Source organism: Desulfosporosinus sp. HMP52 (assembly GCF_000765145.1).
In the GTDB taxonomy this organism is placed as follows: domain Bacteria; phylum Bacillota; class Desulfitobacteriia; order Desulfitobacteriales; family Desulfitobacteriaceae; genus Desulfosporosinus.
Window position 1 is genome coordinate 110430 of sequence record NZ_JMGA01000020.1, and the last position, 20406, is coordinate 130835.

General features: G+C 40.1%; 7 protein-coding genes and 1 tRNA gene. 7 read left to right on the top strand and 1 reads right to left on the bottom strand.

Going from position 1 to position 20406, the window contains the following annotated elements:
- Window positions 1–3 precede the first annotated feature (3 nt).
- Window positions 4–4350 (top strand): 2-hydroxyacyl-CoA dehydratase, encoded by a 4347-nt coding sequence (locus DP73_RS09115; protein WP_034599004.1) that lies wholly within the window; start codon window positions 4–6, stop codon window positions 4348–4350.
- A gap of 379 nt (window positions 4351–4729) precedes the next feature.
- On the opposite strand, the gene DP73_RS09120 is transcribed toward DP73_RS09115, so the two are convergent.
- A tRNA-Trp gene (locus DP73_RS09120) sits at window positions 4730–4803 on the bottom strand.
- Window positions 4804–4985: 182 nt separating this feature from the next.
- On the opposite strand from DP73_RS09120, the gene DP73_RS09125 reads away from it, so the two are divergent.
- From DP73_RS09125 to DP73_RS09150, 6 genes are all read left to right on the top strand, one after another.
- Entirely contained in the window at window positions 4986–5813 is an 828-nt protein-coding gene (locus DP73_RS09125) for a PHP domain-containing protein (protein WP_128751397.1), read from the top strand.
- A 47-nt stretch (window positions 5814–5860) separates the two neighbouring features.
- Window positions 5861–6868 carry a potassium channel protein gene (locus DP73_RS09130; protein WP_034599008.1) on the top strand — a complete coding sequence of 336 codons (1008 nt, stop codon included), beginning with the start codon at window positions 5861–5863 and terminating at the stop codon, window positions 6866–6868.
- A gap of 90 nt (window positions 6869–6958) precedes the next feature.
- Complete coding sequence (locus DP73_RS09135) at window positions 6959–7846, top strand: BON domain-containing protein (RefSeq protein ID WP_034599010.1); 888 nt, start codon at window positions 6959–6961, stop codon at window positions 7844–7846.
- Between the two features lie 275 nt (window positions 7847–8121).
- Window positions 8122–9084, top strand: coding sequence for a metal-dependent hydrolase (locus tag DP73_RS09140; protein WP_034599011.1), 963 nt, complete (start codon window positions 8122–8124; stop codon window positions 9082–9084).
- 73 nt (window positions 9085–9157) lie between these two features.
- The gene (locus DP73_RS09145) at window positions 9158–11650 is read left to right on the top strand and encodes a DNA translocase FtsK (RefSeq protein ID WP_034599012.1); all 2493 of its coding nucleotides are present in this window, start codon (window positions 9158–9160) and stop codon (window positions 11648–11650) included.
- Between the two features lie 134 nt (window positions 11651–11784).
- Window positions 11785–20364: a glucoamylase family protein gene (locus DP73_RS09150; RefSeq protein ID WP_034599014.1), complete on the top strand. Its 8580-nt coding sequence runs from the start codon at window positions 11785–11787 to the stop codon at window positions 20362–20364.
- Window positions 20365–20406 lie beyond the last annotated feature (42 nt).

Sequence of the window (20406 nt, forward strand, 5' to 3'; positions counted from 1 at the left end):
AGAATGAGTAAAGTTTTGAATATTGGTTTGGATGTTGGCTCTACAACTGTTAAGATAGTTGTTTTAGATAATCATAAAAACATTCTTTATAAGAGATATTTACGGCATTTTTCCAATATCCGAAACACAGTTATAACCGTACTGGAAGATGCAAAAAGTGTTGTAAATGGACATTTACTAACCCTAATGGTCACAGGATCAGGCGGGTATAATATTTCTCAAAAACTAGAAAAGCCCTTTATCCAGGAAGTAATTGCCTGTACGAATGCAATCAAAGTTGTAATTCCAAACACGGACACAGCTATTGAACTTGGCGGTGAGGATGCCAAGATAACCTTTTTGGGAGATTCTATCGAGCAAAGGATGAATGGCACCTGTGCTGGAGGTACTGGGGCTTTTATTGATCAGATGGCATCTTTATTACAGACTGATGCACCCGGATTGAATGAACTTGCCAAAAACTATCATCACATTTATCCAATTGCTTCCAGGTGTGGTGTGTTTGCCAAGACAGACATACAGCCTTTACTAAATGAAGGAGCCGCCAAGGAGGACATTGCTGTTTCTGTTCTTCAAGCTGTTGTAAACCAAACCATAAGCGGACTTGCCCAGGGACGCCCCATTAGTGGAAATGTCGCCCTATTAGGTGGGCCTTTGCACTTTATGTCAGAGCTAAGAAATCGCTTTATTGACACCCTTAAACTAGAAGGAAATAATGTTATATTGCCGGATAATTCCCAGTTTTTTGTGGCCATAGGTGCAGCATTATCATCGAGTGAAATGGTGCCTTTCACCGTTAATAGTTTGTTTAGCAGAGTACCTGAAATACTTAAAATCGACAATTCCGAAAACCAGGAATTAGACATTCTATTTGCGACTAAGGAAGAGTATGATGCTTTCAAGAAGAGGCATGATGAGCATAAGGTACCAAGAGTGGCTATAGACAGTTATCATGGATCTGCTTATCTGGGTATTGATGCGGGCTCAACAACTACTAAGCTTGCCCTTATCGATGAAGAAGGAAGCTTATTATATTCCTATTACGGAAGTAATATGGGTAAACCCTTAGAGTCTACCATAGAGGCTTTGAAAGGCTTATACACTAAACTACACAGTGGTGTAAAAATCCTAAACTCCGCTGTTACTGGCTATGGGGAACATCTTATTAAAGCAGCTCTCGGAGTGGATATCGGAGAGATCGAAACAGTCGCCCATTACACAGCAGCAAACTTTTTTCAACCGGGAGTAGAGTTTGTTCTTGACATTGGTGGACAGGATATGAAGAGTTTGGTTATCCGAGAGGGAGTCATTGAGTCAATTACCTTGAATGAAGCGTGCTCTTCAGGCTGTGGTTCGTTTGTAGAAACATTTGCAAACTCCTTGAATATGGACGTTAAGGAATTTGCTCAATTAAGTGAGAAATCCAGGCATCCGGTGGATCTTGGAACACGTTGTACAGTTTTCATGAACTCTAAAGTAAAGCAAGCGCAAAAGGAAGGTGCTGAAATTAGTGATATTTCTGCAGGAATATCCATTTCAGTCATCAAGAATGCCTTATTTAAAGTTATCCGGTTGCGAAGTGTAGAAGAAATGGGGCAGAAAATTGTTGTCCAGGGAGGAACATTCTATAACGACGCTGTCCTCAGGGCCCTTGAAATAATTGCTAAAAGGGAAGTTGTCAGACCGGATATTGCTGGGATTATGGGAGCCTTTGGGGCCGCTTTAATCGCTAGAGATCAACATGAGCTTGGCTGTCAAACGACTCTGGTTCAGGGGCATGACTTGTTGAACTTCACGACAAAGACCACAATGAAACGTTGCGGATTATGTGGAAACAACTGCTTGATAAGCATCAAACACTTTTCTGGTGGAAATGAATATATATCAGGAAATCGCTGCGAAAGAGGATTGGGAAAAGACCTTAGCAAAAGTGATATTCCTAATCTTTACGAGTACAAATACCAAAGAATTTTTAAATATAAACCTTTAACCAATGAAGAAGCAACGAGGGGAACTATTGGAATTCCCAGAGTTTTAAACATTTATGAGGATTATCCATTTTGGTTCACCTTTTTCACAGAATTAGGGTATCGTGTTCTCCTTTCTGGTCGGTCTTCCAATAAGATTTATGAAATGGGGATGGATACCATTCCTTCTGATTCTGCTTGTTACCCAGCTAAGATTGCCCATGGCCATATAATAGATTTAATTAAAAAAGGGATTAATAAGATATTCTATCCTTGTATCCCTTATGCTCGAAAGGAAGATCCAGAGGCAGACAATCACTATAATTGTCCGATAGTTACCTCTTATCCGGAAACTATTAATGCTAATATGGACAGTCTGAGAGAGCAACAGGTGACCTTTTATCATCCTTTCTTACCATTAGATATGCCCAGCAGAATGCTAAAACGACTCTCTGTAGAATTAGAACCTGAGGGAATACCCAAGTCCGAATTTACTCGAGCTCTTAATAAAGCCTATGCAGAATTAGATCGATACAAAGAGGATGTCAGGTTAAAAGGTGAAGAAACTATAAATTATATTCGGGAAAACAAGATCAAAGGGATTGTTCTCGTTGGCAGACCTTATCACATTGATCCTGAAATAAATCACGGCATACCCGAGATGATAAGTTCTTATGGTTTTGCAGTTCTATCTGAAGATTCAATTCAACACTTGGGTAACGTTGAAAGGCCATTACGGGTTGTTGATCAGTGGGTCTATCATTCCAGAGAATATAATGCAGCAAGTTATGTAGCTCAGCAAAAAGATTTAGAATTAATTCAGCTAAACTCATTCGGTTGTGGACTAGATGCCGTGACGACAGATCAGATAAAAGAAATTCTTGAAGCCTACGGAAAAATTTATACAGTCCTCAAAATTGATGAGATTAATAATCTGGGAGCAGCGAGGATTCGTTTGCGCTCGTTAATCGCGGCAATTAAAGAACGTGATAAAAGGAAATTCATTCCTAAAAAACTTCATCAATATCCTAAGAGAGCTGTCTTTACAAAAGAGATGAAAAAGACACACACTATTTTAGCCCCCCAAATGTCGCCTATTCATTTTCAATTCTTTAAGACGGCCTTTGAAGATTCTGGGTATAGCATAGAGTTTTTGCCCTCTGTCGATAAATCAGCAGTTGATGAAGGCTTAAGGTATGTTCATAATGACGCTTGTTACCCAGCCATTATTGTAGTAGGTCAGTTAATGAAGGCCTTAAAATCCGGAGACTATGATATAAACAACACTTCGGTGATCATGACTCAAACGGGTGGAGGCTGTCGAGCTACAAACTATATTTCCTTTATCCGAAAAGCCTTAAAAGATGCGAACATGGAACATGTCCCAGTCATAGCCTTGAATACAGGAAATTCATCCGGCCTAGAAACGAATCCGGGGTTCAAATTTACTATTCCAATGTTTAATAGGATTATGCGAGGACTAGTTTACGGAGATTTATTGATGAGGGTATTATATAGGGTGCGTCCTTATGAAAAATTTCCGGGCTCTGCAAATCTCTTGTATGACTATTGGGTTAAGCGGTGTCAAGAATCTCTAAAAAATGGAAATAGCAAAGAACACTCCGAGAACATCCGTCAAATTGTGGCAGATTTTGATGGTTTAGAACTATATGAGGACCTGGTCAAGCCGAAGGTTGGTGTTGTAGGTGAAATATTGGTTAAGTTTCACCCGACAGCCAATAACAATATTATAGAATTGTTGGAAGCTGAAGGAGCTGAGGCTGTAGTTCCCGACTTAACGGACTTTCTATTATATGGTGCCTTTGATAACCGAATAAAATATCAGCAATTATCGGGCAGCTTTTGGCAGATGGTTTCAGGTTATTTTTCGGTGAATCGAATTGAATCTTATCGAAAAGTTATGAAGAAGGCGCTTAAAGCCAGCAAACGTTTTGAACCTCCAAAGCCAATCGAAGAAATTGCTAAGTACGCTGAAAAACACCTTTCGTTAGCCAATCAGTGTGGTGAAGGATGGTTCCTGACAGGAGAGATGGTTGAATTGATTCGCAGTGGGGTAAACAATATCGTTTGTTTACAACCCTTTGCTTGCTTGCCCAATCATATTACCGGCAAAGGCATGATCAGAGAAATTAGACGCTCCTACCCGAAGGCCAACATTGCGGCCATTGATTATGACCCGGGAGCAAGTGAAGTCAATCAACTTAATCGAATTAAACTTATGCTCGCAGTGGCTACGGAAAATATAAAAAAAGCAGCTCTCGAAGAGCCCCCCTCAGCCTTAGAAATAGAGAAAAATTTACTCGAACCTAAGCTCTCTATTTTAAGTGGAGAATCAAACTTAATTGAGTGTAAACTAGACTAAAATAAATAAATGTAAAGCTCAGCCTAATTATTTTTAGGTTGAGCTTTTTGACCCGATATTTACAAAATTTGTGTTAAATGGTTTAGACTGATAGCCCGGGTTAAACCCAGGCTATACTTTGTGGCTAAGCTACTTAGAGTTTTTTGATTATTACCAATAATAGAGCGATTATTATTAATAAAGCTACTAAAACACCTAAGAATCCTAAAAGCATTCAGTTCACCCCCTCATTTAGAGTCGCATAAGAATGAGAGGTTTGTATATTCTATTCAGCATGTCCTGGGATGTGTCAGTTCAACTGGGATCCAATTGAACATTGACATGTGTGATGGCAATTAAAAAACACCGCAATCACTTGCGGTGTCAATCTTTTTTTTTGTGGCAGGGGATGAGAGAGTCGAACTCCCACTGACGGTTTTGGAGACCGCTGTTCTACCATTAAACTAATCCCCTATATTTTTTGCAACGAAATGAATTATATCGGAAAAAGTTAAAAGTGTCAATACGTTTCGGATTTTTTTCAAGATATATTAATTAAATATAGAACAAGTAGGCAGGATTTTTGAAGAAAAACAAGAATAGGCATACTATAATATATTTTACGAAAGCAAATACAATTTGAGGGAGGGATGTACTTGAGGTCCGATTTACACATTCATACTCATGAGTCTGATGGCTTGCTTTCAGTAGAAGAGGTCATTAGCCTTGCTCATGCTAATAATGTTCAAACTATAGCAATTACGGACCATGAAAGCACGCAAGCCGTCAGCAAGGCTGAGAAACTTGCTGAAGAATTAAATATCAAAATCATCCCTGGAGTAGAATTATTAACAAGCTACAGAGGTCATGAGGTTCACCTTCTGGGGTATTTTAATAATGTTAATCATCCACTTCTCCAAGGGCGTTTAAAAGAGATCCGAGCACAGCGCACTAGTTTAGCCCATGATATGGTTGATTGTTTAGTTAGCAATGGAATATCCCTAAAATGGCAAGATGTTGAGAAAGAAGTCGGTGCCGATGGTGCCGTTACAAAAGGACATATCATGAGAGCTATGTATCACCAGGAAGATGGCAACTCTTCTAAGAACTGGCGAGAGATAGCAGCACACTTTCGTCCGGGAGGAGTAGCGCATTTACCCTATTTAAACCATGCTTTCGAGGATGCTGTAGATTTAATATTCTCTTGTGGAGGACTACCCGTTATAGCCCATCCAGGACTACTCTGGGATCCCCAAATAGTGTTTTCGTTATTGGCCTATCGCCCAATAGGACTTGAAGTATATTATGGATATTGGGAAAGACAAACGGTGCTGATTCAATATTACACGGAGGTTGCTGAAAAAAATGCAATCATAGCAACCGGTGGAAGTGATTATCATGGACCTTCAGGGTATGTACAATTAGGACAAATAGATATACCCTATGAAAATATCCTTAAACTAAGAGATTACTTAACAATTTAAGACTAATAGAATATGTAATGCTTGACTTAACAGAAGAGGTGCAAATCGTGGTTAGAAGGGTTTGGATAGCCTTTATCGCTTTACTTGTTACAATAATCATAGGCACAGCTGGGCTAGTAATTACAGAGCATCTTACTATATCAAGGGCTATCTATCTTACGGTTCAGACAGTAACTACGGTGGGATTCGGAGACATTCAGGCTCAAACCGAAGCAGGGCATATCTTTTTAATATTCCTGATGCTGAGTGGAGCCGGTGCTATGTTGTATTTTGCTGGACAATTAATGGCCTTTCTAATTGAGGGTCAGTTGGCTGGAGTATATTGGAGAAGAAAGATGAACAAAAAAATAGAAGAACTAGAAGATCATGTTATCGTTTGCGGAGCGGGACGTGTTGGCAGGCAAGTTGTTTATCGCCTTCGTAAAGAAGGTGCCCAATGTGTTGTAATAGAACAAAAGGAAGAGCTGGCTAACGAACTTATTGCTGAAGGCTTTTTAGTTATCAATAATGATGCAACCCATGATGAAACCCTGAATAAAGCCGCCATAAGCAAGGCTAAGGGACTTATCTCTGCTCTTCCGGAGGATTCTCTAAATGTCTTTGTCACTTTGACGGCCAAAGGGCTAAACCCTAATATTAATGTGGTAGCACGTATGGATCAGCCGGAGTCTGAAAAAAAGCTGCTTCGTGCAGGGGCTGATAAAGTCATTTCTCCTGCGACCTTAAGTGGTTGGAGGATGGCCATGTCCATATTAAAGCCTATTAGTATAGAGTATCTGGAAACAGTTATTCATGACCATAATATCGAAATGGAAATGGTAGAATTGAAAATTGATGAAGGATCCTGTTTAGTTGGTAGAACCTTACTAACAAGTGGAATTAAACAACAAACAGGTGCAATTGTACTAGCTATATTACGAGAAAATCAAGTAATCAGTAATCCTAGTGCGGGGGATGAAATATACCAGGGAGATCTATTAATTGTCCTAGGTTTAAGAGATCAATTACATCGGTTAGAAGAACTAGCCGCAGACTTTTCAAATTGTAAATCTTAACAATCCCATTGCTTTTGGTTAAAAGGAGAAGTCTTGGGATAAAATACCCTCTATCAAAGCAGAAACACTTTTCATGGTGGAGGGAGATTTATGCGAAATTCACGTTCTGAACAAGACATCCTGCAGGATATTAAAAAACTTATTCAGACTCATTTCGGAGAGAGCGCTCAAGGTATACATGTTGAGGTAAAAGGGGATCGAGCGACAATCTGGGGAACAGTAGACAGCCTTGTAGAAAAAGATTTTTTTGGAAGCAGAATAGCAAGGATTGCTGGGATTAAAGAACTGGATAATTCGCTGACAGTAGCCAATGACGGGAAGATCCTGGATAAGGATATTGAAAGAGACATTATTGAACGTTTCCAAGGGTCTAACTATGAGGATATTGCACGTTTAGGGTGCCGAGTTAGCCGGGGTATTGTTACTTTACTGGGACATTTAGATAATCAAAGTGCCGAGCGATTTGCCAAACGTCTGGCTTCACAAATTAGAGGAGTTAAAGAAATTCGAAGTGAAATTCAGTTTTTAGAAAAAGCTGTCGACGATGCTACATTAGTCAACCGTGTTGAAACAGCTTTTGTTGAGTCACCTTGGGTAGATGCCCATGAGATTAAGACTGAGGCCCGTAATGGATTAATTACCCTAACCGGTCTTGTCGATACTCAGGAAGCAATGGAATGGGCGGTTGAGACCGCCTATAAGGTGTCTGGAGTGAAGGCAGTAGTTAGCGAGATTTATACTCGGCATCAATCTCAAGGAGACGATCTGTGGTTAACAGAACAATTAGTTTCTAAGCTTGGTCAACACCGTCTAAATTCTGGGCAAATACGCGCTTTTGTTAAAGGCGGGATCGCTTTTTTAACTGGCGAAGTTTACTCCGATGAAGATAGGGAATGGGCTGAAAAGATTATTCATCACATTCCGGAAATCCACGAAGTTAATAATTCAATAAAAGTAGCCGCACATTCAAGTAAATAAACAACCTTAGTTACACAACTAGATAATCACAAAACTCTGAGCCTTCATAACACTTATGGTGTGATGAGGGCTCAAAGTTTTGTCCTCAAACCTTGCAGTAAATGATATTAGCCTAAAGGTTTGATTGATAAACTTGCTTCAATTATTAAATTATAAACATAAAATGGAATTACAGAAATAAAAAGACAATGTTTTTTCGTTGCTTAGTCGTGCTATAATGATGACTGTATATTAAACTGCCTTAAAAATGCATCAAAGTAAAGATGAGGTGAACTATTCTGGATCCACTGACACATGGATTAATTGGGATCGCATTTAGTAGTCTATCCGGTCATCCCCTACAGCTTAATGATCCGGTTTTTCTAGGCTGCACGTTAGGTGCAATCCTCCCGGATTTAGATATTATTGCTCATGTAAAAGGCCGCTTGAATTATCTGTTAAATCATAGAGGTGCCAGTCACTCACTAATTGCTTTGACAACATCTGCGTTAGGGCTCAGTTCTGCTCTATATTTCCTTTTTCCAACTACATCATGGTCTACTATTTTTATTTGGACATTAATAGGAACAATGTCTCACGGAATTTTCGACTTATTGAATTCTTACGGGGCAGAACTTTTGTGGCCTTTTTCAAGAAAAAAGATAACCCTCGATATGATTATGCTTACAGATCCAGTGGTACTAGGTTTAGTATTCTTATCCTTAATAACCTCACTTATTAAACCTGAGATTGCCAGAACATCTTCACTCAGTGCTATACTGCTTAGTGCTGTATATTTAGGACTTAGGTATTTAGGTAAGATTGAAATAAGAGATCGTTTGGCCAATGCTTATAATCTTGAGGATAAGGAGCAAGTAAAGATTATTCCAGCGATGTACCATCCTTTCACTTGGAATTTTCTGCTTTTCCAAAAAGAGCAGGTATGCTTTGGAACCATTCGCCATCAGGTGCCTGTAATTTGTCGTGTCCTTCCTAAAGTAAACGGGGATAATCCGTCTGTTGCTAATGCCTTGGAAGGGAATCTAGCTGAGATATTTAATCAATTTACACCGTATTATCATGTGATTGCCCACTATAAGGATAATGAAGAGTGTGTTGTAGAATTCTTGGATTTGCGTTATTGGGCCAAGGGCGACTTTATCTATACTGGTAATGTCTATTTAACCTTAGAGGGAGAAATATCTCATGAAATTTTCCATCCTTTGCCCAATCAAAAAGGTGTGCAACTGAGTTATTGATCCTAATTTAAAAAAATCTTTGACATTCCCCTAGAATATCTACCATAATGAATAATTGGAGGAGGTGGAAGAAATGTCAAAAAAGAAATCAAGAACTAATTATTTTTTTTGGCTTAAACTAGCAAGTGCACTTTTATTTACGGTTTCCTTTCTAGGGCTCTTAGGTGCTTTTGGTCTATCCATTGGCAAATATATCGATAACTTATTCACAATCACAATGGGAAGTCTAGCCTGGACTGGTCCCTTCATATGCTTTATAATAGGGCTTTTGCTTTGGGTTAATACGGCAAAAATTGCTGATTTAATAATGGAACCAGCTAAATCCAAGAAAAATCCTTCTAAAAAACCTAAGATTTTAGAACCAATACAAGACTCTTCGGACATTCCTCTACCTGCAGGAAAAATTGTATCCCTTAAAGGATTTAATCAATATTTTTCTTCTCCGGAATGGGTAGAGCTGAAGGATAAAGACAACTTAATGAATGAGGAAATGAAAGAAATGGGGACAGATTTTCCGTCTTACTTTGGAATAGGAAAATCTGTTTTTCCCGCAAAAAAATATGGCTTGACAAGTTTGAAAGGGCTTAATAATTATTTTTCTGAGGTTGATAAGGACGCTAGTGCCAGTGTTAATAGTCTTCAAAATAGTCGCCATGAATCTGGGAATCATTCCAATATTTCTACTGAAAAACGAGAAAAATATTCGCCAATATTTAAGACTAAAACTGAACAAGAAGAGTTCTTGGCTCAGTATAAAGAAGATTGTACTTCTCTTATAATTGATTCGGTTGATTCTGAAGACACAGTGGAGAAGAGCCATATTGAAGAGATTCAGCAAGGAGTAGCAATTCAACAATCTGACGAACTAGAAATCGAACTAGAATCCAATGTGGAGGAATTATCCGAGCTGATAATTGTAACTGAAGATGAAGCACAAACTGAAATCGAAACTAAAAACGAAACTAATAACTATAGGGATAACTATAACGATAAAATTTCTGAGCTTACATATGTTCAATCAGAGGTTGCTGCGACTGAGCTTATCTTAGGATATTGTACTTATGAGCATAAAGAGATAGATTCTGTCTCGAAACCAAAGGTAATTGAACAAGTTACAAAGGCGTGTGAGGTTAATGTCAAAGAACTTAAGCAATGGGAGTTTCCGGGTTTTGATATCCTAGACCCCTTGCCGGAAAAAACGATTATCCAAGATACAGAAACCTCTATGCAGCTAGAAAAAGTACTCTTTGATTTCGGAGTTAAAGCTAAATTAATTCGGGTGACGAGAGGTCCTGTCATTACTCGTTATGAGCTAGCTCCTGCACCAGGGGTAAAAATTAGCAAAATCGTTAATTTGTCCGACGATATTGCTCTTGCTCTGGCTGCTCGCGACGTGCGAATTGAAGCACCGATCCCGGGAAAAGCTGCAATCGGCATAGAGGTTCCCAATAAGCAAGCTTTATCGGTAGTTTTTAGAGAGGTGTTAGAAACCCCAAGTTTTAAACAGCATTCTTCAAAACTTAAGGTCGCCTTAGGTAAAGATATTTCAGATCAACCTATTATCGCTGATTTGATAAAGATGCCTCATTTACTCGTTGCAGGGGCCACAGGTTCAGGGAAAAGTGTATGTATAACTACAATCATCAATTCTATTTTGTTTAATGCTACTCCCGACGAAGTTAAGCTGTTGCTGGTAGATCCCAAAATGGTTGAACTCAGTCAATATAACGGTATTCCTCACCTCTTAGCACCTGTGGTTATTGATCCAAAGAAGGCTGCCAGTGCCCTGAAATGGATTGTTAAAGAAATGGAAAACAGATACGAACTATTTGCTGCTTCAGGAGTTCGAGACATTGAACGCTATAATCGTCTAAACTTTAGCGAATCTTCAACTAAACCGGCATTACCCTTTGTTGTAGTGATAATTGATGAGTTAGCTGACTTGATGATGGTTGCTGCTGGAGAAGTGGAGGAAGCGATCTGTCGTTTAGCTCAAATGGCAAGGGCAGCAGGAATTCATTTGGTAATAGCTACCCAGCGTCCATCCGTCGATGTTATTACTGGAGTTATTAAAGCCAATATTCCTAGTCGGATATCTTTTGCTGTTTCATCACAAATTGATTCGCGTACTATACTCGATGCAACTGGGGCAGAGAAATTACTGGGCAGAGGAGATATGCTCTATTCCCCGCTTGGTCAAAATAAAGCTCTTCGAGTACAAGGTTGTTTGGTAACCGATGACGAAGTACAGAGAGTAATAATGCATTGGAAAGGGATGGGGAAACCTGAGTACTTGGATCCTGAAAGACTCTTTGCCGAAACAACTGTCAAAAGTGAAGAAGGTAATGGTCCGGATGACGCTTTATTTATAGATGCCGGTCAACTATTAATTAGGACAGGTATGGCTAGTGTCTCTTTCCTTCAGCGCAGATTAAAATTAGGCTATACCAGGGCTGCCCGCTTAATGGATATGCTAGAAGAACAAGGGGTTGTAGGAGGTTACGAAGGAAGTAAACCACGACAAGTTCTAATAACTCTCGAAGAATTCAATGAACGTTTTGGATAAGTAAACAACAAAAAACACTCTTGCCTTTTGGTAAGAGTGTTTTTTTGTTAGCCTAAAAACTTCTTGGATGAATGAAGTGAAAGGAAATGGGAATAATTCATAAATAATGTAAAAAAACAAGACGGAGATGGAGAATGAAGTTTTTTACACGATCACTAACCAAGAATAAGCCCTATAAAGATATTGTTCTTCATGGCGAAGACTTGCTGAGTCATGCTGAAGAAATTGCAAGATCCAATGCCAATCAGGGGACTGGCTATTTAAAGGGCTCCCTGCTGCCCAGAGTGAAGCAAAATATAAAATTTTTAGAACAAGCCTACCGGGATATCTCGGATTATTCTGCAAGAACGCAAGATAGTGTACCTGCTACCGAATGGTTATTGGATAACTACTATAGTTTAAAAGACTTAAAAATTGAGATTGAAAATAGTCTTCCCGACAAGTTTGAACGTCAATTGCCTATAAATTCCATAGGTGACTTTCAAGGCTATCCAAGAATTTATGGATTGCTGATTGAACTTGTTGAACACACGGATAGTCAGATAAAAGGGGAAACACTTAAAGCGTTTATCAGAGCTTATCAAGTTCAAGTACCTTTATCAAGTGGTGAACTCTGGGCCATCCCAATCATACTGCGCATTATTCTGCTGGAAAACATTCGTAGAATCACAGAACAAATAATTTACACACAGAAAGAAAGAGATGCTGCAGATCAATGGGTATTGCCGTTGTTAGAAACTGAGCACGGATTTGAGGAGTGGGGTAGTCTTTTAAAGACTCTGACGCCCCAAGAGGAATACTCATCTGCTTATGCAGAGCAACTTCTAAAGCGTATCCGTGACATCGGATCTGATGTGGGTCCCCTTTTACAACGGGTTGATAAAGCTGTAGCAAAACAAGATACGACTATCGAAGAACTTGCTAAACTGGAACGTCAGAGACAAACCATGTATCAAGTATCAATGGGCCATGCAATTTTGAGCATTCATTTTGTCAACGCTGAAAACTGGCCTCGTTTTTTTGAAGATGTCAGTTTAGTAGAAAGTTTATTTGCAAAGGATCCAAGCAACATTTATTCAGCCATGGATTTTCAGTCTCGAGATTTTTATCGTCACTGTGTTGAAAAGATTTCTAGAATTTACAAAGTATCGGAGTTAGTTGTGGCTCGTAAAATACTTGCTAAGGCTGAAAAGGCAAGCTCTGAGGAGGATAATGAAGCAGCCCATGTCGGATACTATTTGCTTGGTAATGGTCGAAATGACCTTGAGAAAGAATTAGAAGAGGATTTTGGAAAATCAGGGGATATATTGGATAAGGTGCGCCAAAAAATACGTAAAAGGCCTAACCTTTACTATTTTGGCAGTATGTTATTTGGGATCGGAACTATATTGACTTTAGTACTAAATTATGTGTTTGACGACACACCAATCTCCTTGAGCTTTATCTTTCTACTATTCGGACTGCTAATTTGGTCAAGCAGTCTAGTCATCCCATTTCTAAACTGGATATCTTCTGAACTATTCAGGCCATCTTTCTTACCAAAACTAGAGTTAGGGGAAAGTATCCCTGATGAATTGCGGACAATGGTTGTAATTCCTACTCTATTAACAAATACGAATCGAGTTAATGAGATTGTCAGTGAAATAGAAGTATATCATCTTGCTAATCGTGATGAGAACATTCATTTTGCCTTGCTTGGTGATTTTGCTGATGCTGCTTCCGAGAATACTCCAGAGGATAGTACAATTATTTCAGCCGCTACTACTGCCATTGAGAGATTGAATACTAAATATGGCAGAGAGCGATTTTTCTTCTTTCATCGAAAAAGGATTTATAATGACTCGGAAGGCGTATGGATGGGATGGGAGCGGAAACGTGGAAAGCTTGTAGAGTTTAATCGCCTTTTAAGACAAGCAGGTGCAACCAGCTACTATGTACAAATCGGAGAAATATCCATACTTTCAACTATTCGGTATATTATTACTCTTGATGCAGATACACAATTGCCGCGGGGGATTGCCAAAAAGTTGATCGGGACTATCGCTCATCCTTTGCATACCCCAAGACTAAGCACGGATGGAAAAAGGGTGGTTCAAGGTTACGGAATCCTTCAACCTCGAGTAGGAGTATCCGTGCTGAAAGCTAATGCTTCAAGATTTGCCCGGATTTTTTCTGGTAAAGTTGGGGTCGATCCATATACAACTGCTGTTTCAGACGTGTATCAGGACTTGTTTGGAGAGGGTATTTTTACTGGAAAAGGAATTTATGATATAAATGTCTTCCATCAAGTAACCGATCAATCATTTCCGGATAATAAAATATTAAGTCATGACTTAATTGAAGGGATCTATGCTCGGGCGGGATTAGTCTCTGATGTGGAACTTGTCGATGGCTACCCAGCAAATTACCTCGCCTTTATGTGTCGTCAACATAGATGGGTAAGAGGGGATTGGCAGTTGTTACCTTGGTTATTTAAGCCCCTGCCAATTTTATCCCGATGGAAAATTCTCGATAATTTAAGAAGAAGTTTGGAAGCACCATCCCTACTCTTGCTGATAATACTAGGCTATATTTTTCTTTCAGGAAATCCGCTTATTTGGGTTGGAATAGTATCTCTAAGCTTATTTTCGCCCGTTGTTCTATATCTGCTCAGTCAACTATTCACTGAGCGTTCTGACAAGGGTAATCTCAGTCATGACTTGATTACTTTAGTAATACAGCTTGTAGTTCAATTCGTGTTTCTTCCCTATAATACTTGGATTATGTTGGATGCGATTGTTAGGAGTCTTTACCGCCAATTTGTTTCACATCGTAATCTATTAGAATGGGAAACTGCTTCGGATGCTGAAAAGCGCCTTGATGCGAATCTTAAAACTATGTCTAATAAGATGTGGCCCATTATGCTCTTTGCCTTACTCGCAGTTTTGTTAATCTATTTTTATTCAACTAAAATACTACTTTTTATTCCGATTGCGATGGTTTGGCTTGTCTCAATATGGGTTGCCCATTATTTAAGTATGCCTATTCAACCCCAAAAGGCTGCGCTCTCACTTGCAGAAGAGTTTGTATTACGGAGGTACAGTCGAAAAATTTGGGCTTTTTTTGAAGAGTTTGTTTGTGAACAGGATCATTGGCTTCCTCCGGACAATGTTCAAATTGAACCGCCTAACGGTGTAGCTCATAGGACTTCTCCTACCAATATAGGCTTAGCTTTATTAACTAATTTAGCAGCCAGAGATTTTGGTTATATTCCCTTAACGAAGGTGCTTGAGAACATTCAGAATACCTTTCAAACTATAGAAAAATTAGAGCAATGGCAAGGGCATCTTTATAATTGGTATGATACACAGACTCTAACCCCTTTAGAACCTCGCTATATATCAACTGTTGATAGTGGCAACTTTGTTATGTACCTATTGACCCTGAAATCTGGGCTTGCGGAGCTTTTGGAAAGACCTCTATGCGACAGGCAATATGTAAAAGGACTTAAGGATACCCAGGTTCTTTTGCTTGAAGCAATAGGCGAAGATGCTTGTGACGAGCTTAAATCCTTTAATCTGGCTTTAGATGAGGTATTAAGATCATCTGAAGAAAGTTGGAATCTCAATACATGGCTTAAGCTATTATCAGAATGGCCAGATAATATTCTAGGTCAGGATCTGGGTAAAGAGGGATTTTATTGGGCTAATCGACTGGATGCTATGGTGAGATCTTTTCGTTTTGAACTAGAAGAATTATGTCCCTGGGCAACTGGTTCTGGTACTTTTGAAAAATCATCAACACTGGACAATCAAGTTAGGATTAACTTAACTATGGAGGGTTTGGTAAAACAGTATTCTGAAGGTCTTAGAAAAGGTAGTGTTATTCCTGAAGATAAAGAGGTTATTGAGGCTGCTCTCAGCAAGGTGCTTAATTATGTTCAAATCTCCAAGGAGCTTCAGCTAAAGCTGGAGAAGATGGCCCTGGCTACAGATTTTATGCCCTTGTTTGATGAATCACGTCAACTATTTTCAATTGGTTATCGAGTCACAGACAGTAAGCTTGACAATTCTTATTATGATCTCTTAGCTTCTGAAGCACGCCAGGCAAGCTTTTTTGCAATTGCCAAAGGGGATGTGCCAGCCAGCCATTGGTTTAAACTTGGACGTTCTTTAACCTTAACTAAAGGTAAACGAAGTTTAGTTTCCTGGAGTGGGACGATGTTTGAATTCCTAATGCCTCTCCTTGTGATGCGAGATTATGAGGGAACTCTTCTCCATGAAACCTATAACTCTGTTGTAAATGTTCAAAAGAAGTATGGCCAGGAGCGGAGTATTCCATGGGGTATTTCAGAGTCAGGATTCTATGCTTTTGATCCACAATTGAATTATCAGTACAAAGCCTTTGGTGTACCGGGACTGGGCTTAAAAAGAGGTTTGATTCAAGACCTGGTTATAGCGCCATACGCAACCTTTTTGGCTCTCCAAGTTGCATCTCGTGAAGCAGTGTCTAACATTTCTGCCATGGAACAAAAAGGTTTTAGCGGTCGTTACGGGCTTTACGAAGCTATTGATTTTACTAAGGATCGTATTCCGGTTGGACGTTCTTATAAGGTTGTCCAAAGTTTTATGGCCCATCATCAAGGAATGAGTCTCTTAGCAATCGATAATGTGCTGTTTGAAAATGTTATGCAGGAGAGGTTACACAACGAAGCACTAATTCAATCATCAGAGCTCTTACTCCAAGAACGGATTCCGAATTTTGTACCAATTATTCCACAACCCGAAGATGAGTATCAAGTTATGCAAAAGCAAGGGAAATCTCACGATGTTGAAAAGAATCAGTTTGTTCTTTTGAATAATGTTAATAGTCCTATACCGATTGCTCATTGTATCTCGAATGGCCAGTACTCTGTTATGATGACGAATTCGGGAGCAGGGCTTAGCCGTTATAAAAATATTAGCCTTTCGCGCTGGCGAGAGGATGTTACAAGGGACTCATGGGGCGTCTATTTTTATATTCAAAATCTCAATTCGGGAGATGTATGGTCAGCAGCTTATCAACCTTGTAAAAGCTTAGGCGAAAATTACAAGGTGACCTACGCGCCAGATCAAGTAGAGTACTGTCGGAAGGATGGTAATATTACAACCCATACTGAAGTTGTTGTATCCCCTGAAGACAATGCAGAAATGCGCCGTATTTCCTTGACAAATCATAGTGAGCATGACAGAACTGTTGAGGTAACAAGTTATTTTGAGGTAGTTCTGGCCAGGCAAAACGATGATCTGGCTCATCCGGCATTTAGCAATCTATTTATTGAAACTGAATTTGCTAATGATGCGCTAATAGCGTCCCGAAGACCTAGGAGTGAAAACCAAACCAGATTATGGCTTATGCATACTGTTGCAACAGAGGGAGAAAAAGTAGGCTCTTTGCAATTTGAAACAGATCGCTCGCGCTTCCTTGGACGGGGCAGAAGTATGGCGAGACCTCGAGCGATGGATGCCAATCACCCTTTATCCAACACGGTTGGAGCAGTTCTTGACCCTATCATGAGCCTGCGTCAGCGGGTAAAGATCTCACCAGGTCAAACCGTCAGAGTCTCCTTTTCGATTGGCTACGCAGAGAGCCGTGAAGAAATAAACCGCATTGCAGAGAAATATCGAGATCCTCTCTCAGTAAATAGAGCATTTGAGTTAGCCTGGACCCACAGTAAGATGGAACTACGGCATTTAAATCTGACATCAGCTCAGGCTAATGAAGCTTTAAGCCTTGGCGGACATTTAATATATTTGAGTCCTTGTCGCAGAGAATTTGAAGAATGTATCAAACAAAACCGCAGAGGGCAATCAGCTTTATGGCCATATGCGATTTCTGGTGATCTTCCGGTAGTACTTGTTAGAGTCTCTAGTGCGGAGCATTTGGACTTGTTACGAAGAATCCTAACAATTCATGAATACTGGAGGTTAAAAGGGCTTTTGACCGATCTCGTAATTCTGAATGAGGATGAAAGCGGATATGTACAGGCTTTTCAAGATACATTGCGTGATTTTGTCTCCATGGGACATGCCAGAGATCTTCTGAATCAACCAGGAGGTGTCTTTCTCCTACAAAAAGATCTTGTTAAAGGAGAGGATCTCAATTTACTCTGTACGGTAGCCCGTATAACCTTTAATGGCGAGGGAGGCTCCTGCTCTGCCCAAGTACGTAAAAAGGCTAAGCTCACTGTTAAGGAATCTATGAAAGTGTCTTATGAGACTAACGAACTATCTGAATTAAAGAATCAAGGAATTCTTAGTAAATACCGAGATGGGACTGAGGGAATAGGTACTCCACTGAATTTTGCCAACGGATACGGTGGTTTTAGTGAAGATGGGAAGGAATATATTATCGAGTTACAAGACGATATCAATACTCCCTTACCGTGGATTAATGTTATCGCAAATTCAAGCTTTGGCTTTCAAGTATCTGAAGTGGGAGCTGGATATACTTGGTCGAGGAATAGTCGTGAATACAAGCTTACTCCTTGGTCAAATGACCCGATTCTTGACCCTGTAGGTGAGGCTCTTTTTCTCACAGATGGAGAGTCTGGGGAATCTTGGTCTGTTACAGCCAGCCCTAAACGAGATAGCGGTGTCTACAAAATTCGTCATGGGCAAGGATACTCGATTTTTGAGCATTGCAGCCGAGGTTTGAAGCAAACTTTGAATCTTTTCGTCCCCATAGATAAGCCGGTTAAGATCGTTGAACTAACTCTTGAAAATATTAGAGATGGTGAAATGAAACTAAGTGCAACTCATTATGTGGAGTGGGTTATGGGAGTTGTGCGTGATCATACAGCCCCCTATTTAGTGACTGAGTATAACCAAGAAATCCAGACGTTCTATGTCAGAAACACCTATCAAGAAGAATATATGGGACGGATTGGATTTGTGACGGTACTTGGCGCTGAGGTTACAAGTTATACCGGAGATCGGTCTGAATTTATTGGGCGTAACGGAAGTTTGGAAGATCCGATTGGCTTAAAACTGGATTCATTCTCTGGAACAATTGGAGCAGGGCTTGATCCTTGTACAGCAATGAGGCTTGAACTATCAATAAGGCCTGGTGAGACTAAGACGGTAACTATTCTAATAGGTGAAACGGAGAGTAACCATGAGGCGGAAGAGATTATCAAATTTTATCATCAACCTGAGAAGATTAGTGATGCCTTTACCGAGGTTAAGCGCTATTGGGACAGAGTTTTAGGCAACATTCAGGTCCAGACTCCAGAACTGTCTATGAATTTGCTTTTAAACAGATGGCTGCTTTATCAAACGGTAGTATGTCGTTTATGGGCACGTTCAGCTTTTTATCAATCGGGAGGGGCCTATGGCTTCAGGGATCAGCTTCAGGATGTGATGGCTCTGGTATATACGAATTCATCCGTTACACGACAACAGATTCTTATTCATTGCAAACATCAATTTAGAGAAGGAGATGTGCAACACTGGTGGCATGCGGAAAAAGGGAAGGGAATACGTACTAAGTTTTCCGATGATTTGCTGTGGTTACCATTTGTGACTATCCACTATATCGATCGAACTGGGGATACTAGCGTTTTAGATGAGGTAACTGAGTTTTTAGAAGATGAACCATTAAAAGATGGTGAAGATGAACGCTATTCGATTCCAACTGTTTCAGAGGAGCAGGGCACTGTGTACGAGCATTGTCTGCGTGCTATTGAGAGAGGGTTAAAGTTTGGTGAGCATGGTTTACCCCTTATCGGCTCTGGGGATTGGAATGATGGCTTTAGTCGGATAGGACACAAGGGGAAAGGGGAAAGTGTTTGGCTGGGCTGGTTCTTATATATTACTTTGACTCGCTTTGCAGACCTTTGTGATTTACGTCAAGATCAAGAACGTGGAAACCGCTACCGTAAGGTAGCGGAAGAGCTCCTCAACAATATTGAACAGCATGGTTGGGATGGAGGATGGTACAGACGTGCCTATTTCGACGATGGTACCCCCTTAGGATCGTCTCAGAATTCTGAATGCCAAATTGATGCACTAGCCCAGTCGTGGTCTGTACTATCAGGAGCAGCCAGGGCTACTCGTACTCAGGATGCTATGTTAGCCCTAGAACATTATTTATGGCGAAAGGAAGATGGCTTACTTCTCCTTTTGACCCCGCCCTTTGACAAGCTATTGCCTGATCCCGGTTATATAAAAGGATATGTTCCCGGCGTTAGGGAAAATGGAGGACAATACACTCATGGAGCAGCCTGGGCTATATTAGCCTATACTACCTTAGGAGAAGGGGACAAGGCAACGGAACTTTTTCAGATGCTGAATCCTATTCATCATGCTAGAACAGAACATGAAGTGAATCGCTATAAGGTAGAGCCCTATGTCATGGCCGCAGATGTTTATGCCACTCAATCCCATGTCGGACGAGGCGGATGGACCTGGTATACCGGAGCGGCCGGGTGGATGTATCAGGCTGGAGTGGAAGGTATATTAGGCTTTAAACGTCTTGGAGATTCTTTAGTTTTGAAACCGTGTATTCCTAGTCGTTGGCCGGGATTTAGCATGACTTACCAATATGAATCTACAAACTATGAGATTAATGTGGAAAATCCAAATTCTCGCTCCTTTGGATGCCAGAAAATAGTGCTTGATGATAAAGAGTTAGAGGAACCGGTCATACTTCTTAAGGATGATGGTCAAACACACAAAATCCATCTAATCCTCTAATGGATTGGCATTGTGGCTAAGAATATTGTAAAGTGGGGAGAA

What these genes read in the sequence shown, in the direction of transcription:
- DP73_RS09145 (WP_034599012.1), top strand. Translation starts at nt 9,158, where the DNA reads ATGTCAAAAAAGAAATCAAGAACTAATTATTTTTTTTGGCTTAAACTA.
- DP73_RS09135 (WP_034599010.1), top strand. Translation starts at nt 6,959, where the DNA reads ATGCGAAATTCACGTTCTGAACAAGACATCCTGCAGGATATTAAAAAA.
- DP73_RS09115 (WP_034599004.1), top strand. Translation starts at nt 4, where the DNA reads ATGAGTAAAGTTTTGAATATTGGTTTGGATGTTGGCTCTACAACTGTT.
- DP73_RS09150 (WP_034599014.1), top strand. Translation starts at nt 11,785, where the DNA reads ATGAAGTTTTTTACACGATCACTAACCAAGAATAAGCCCTATAAAGAT.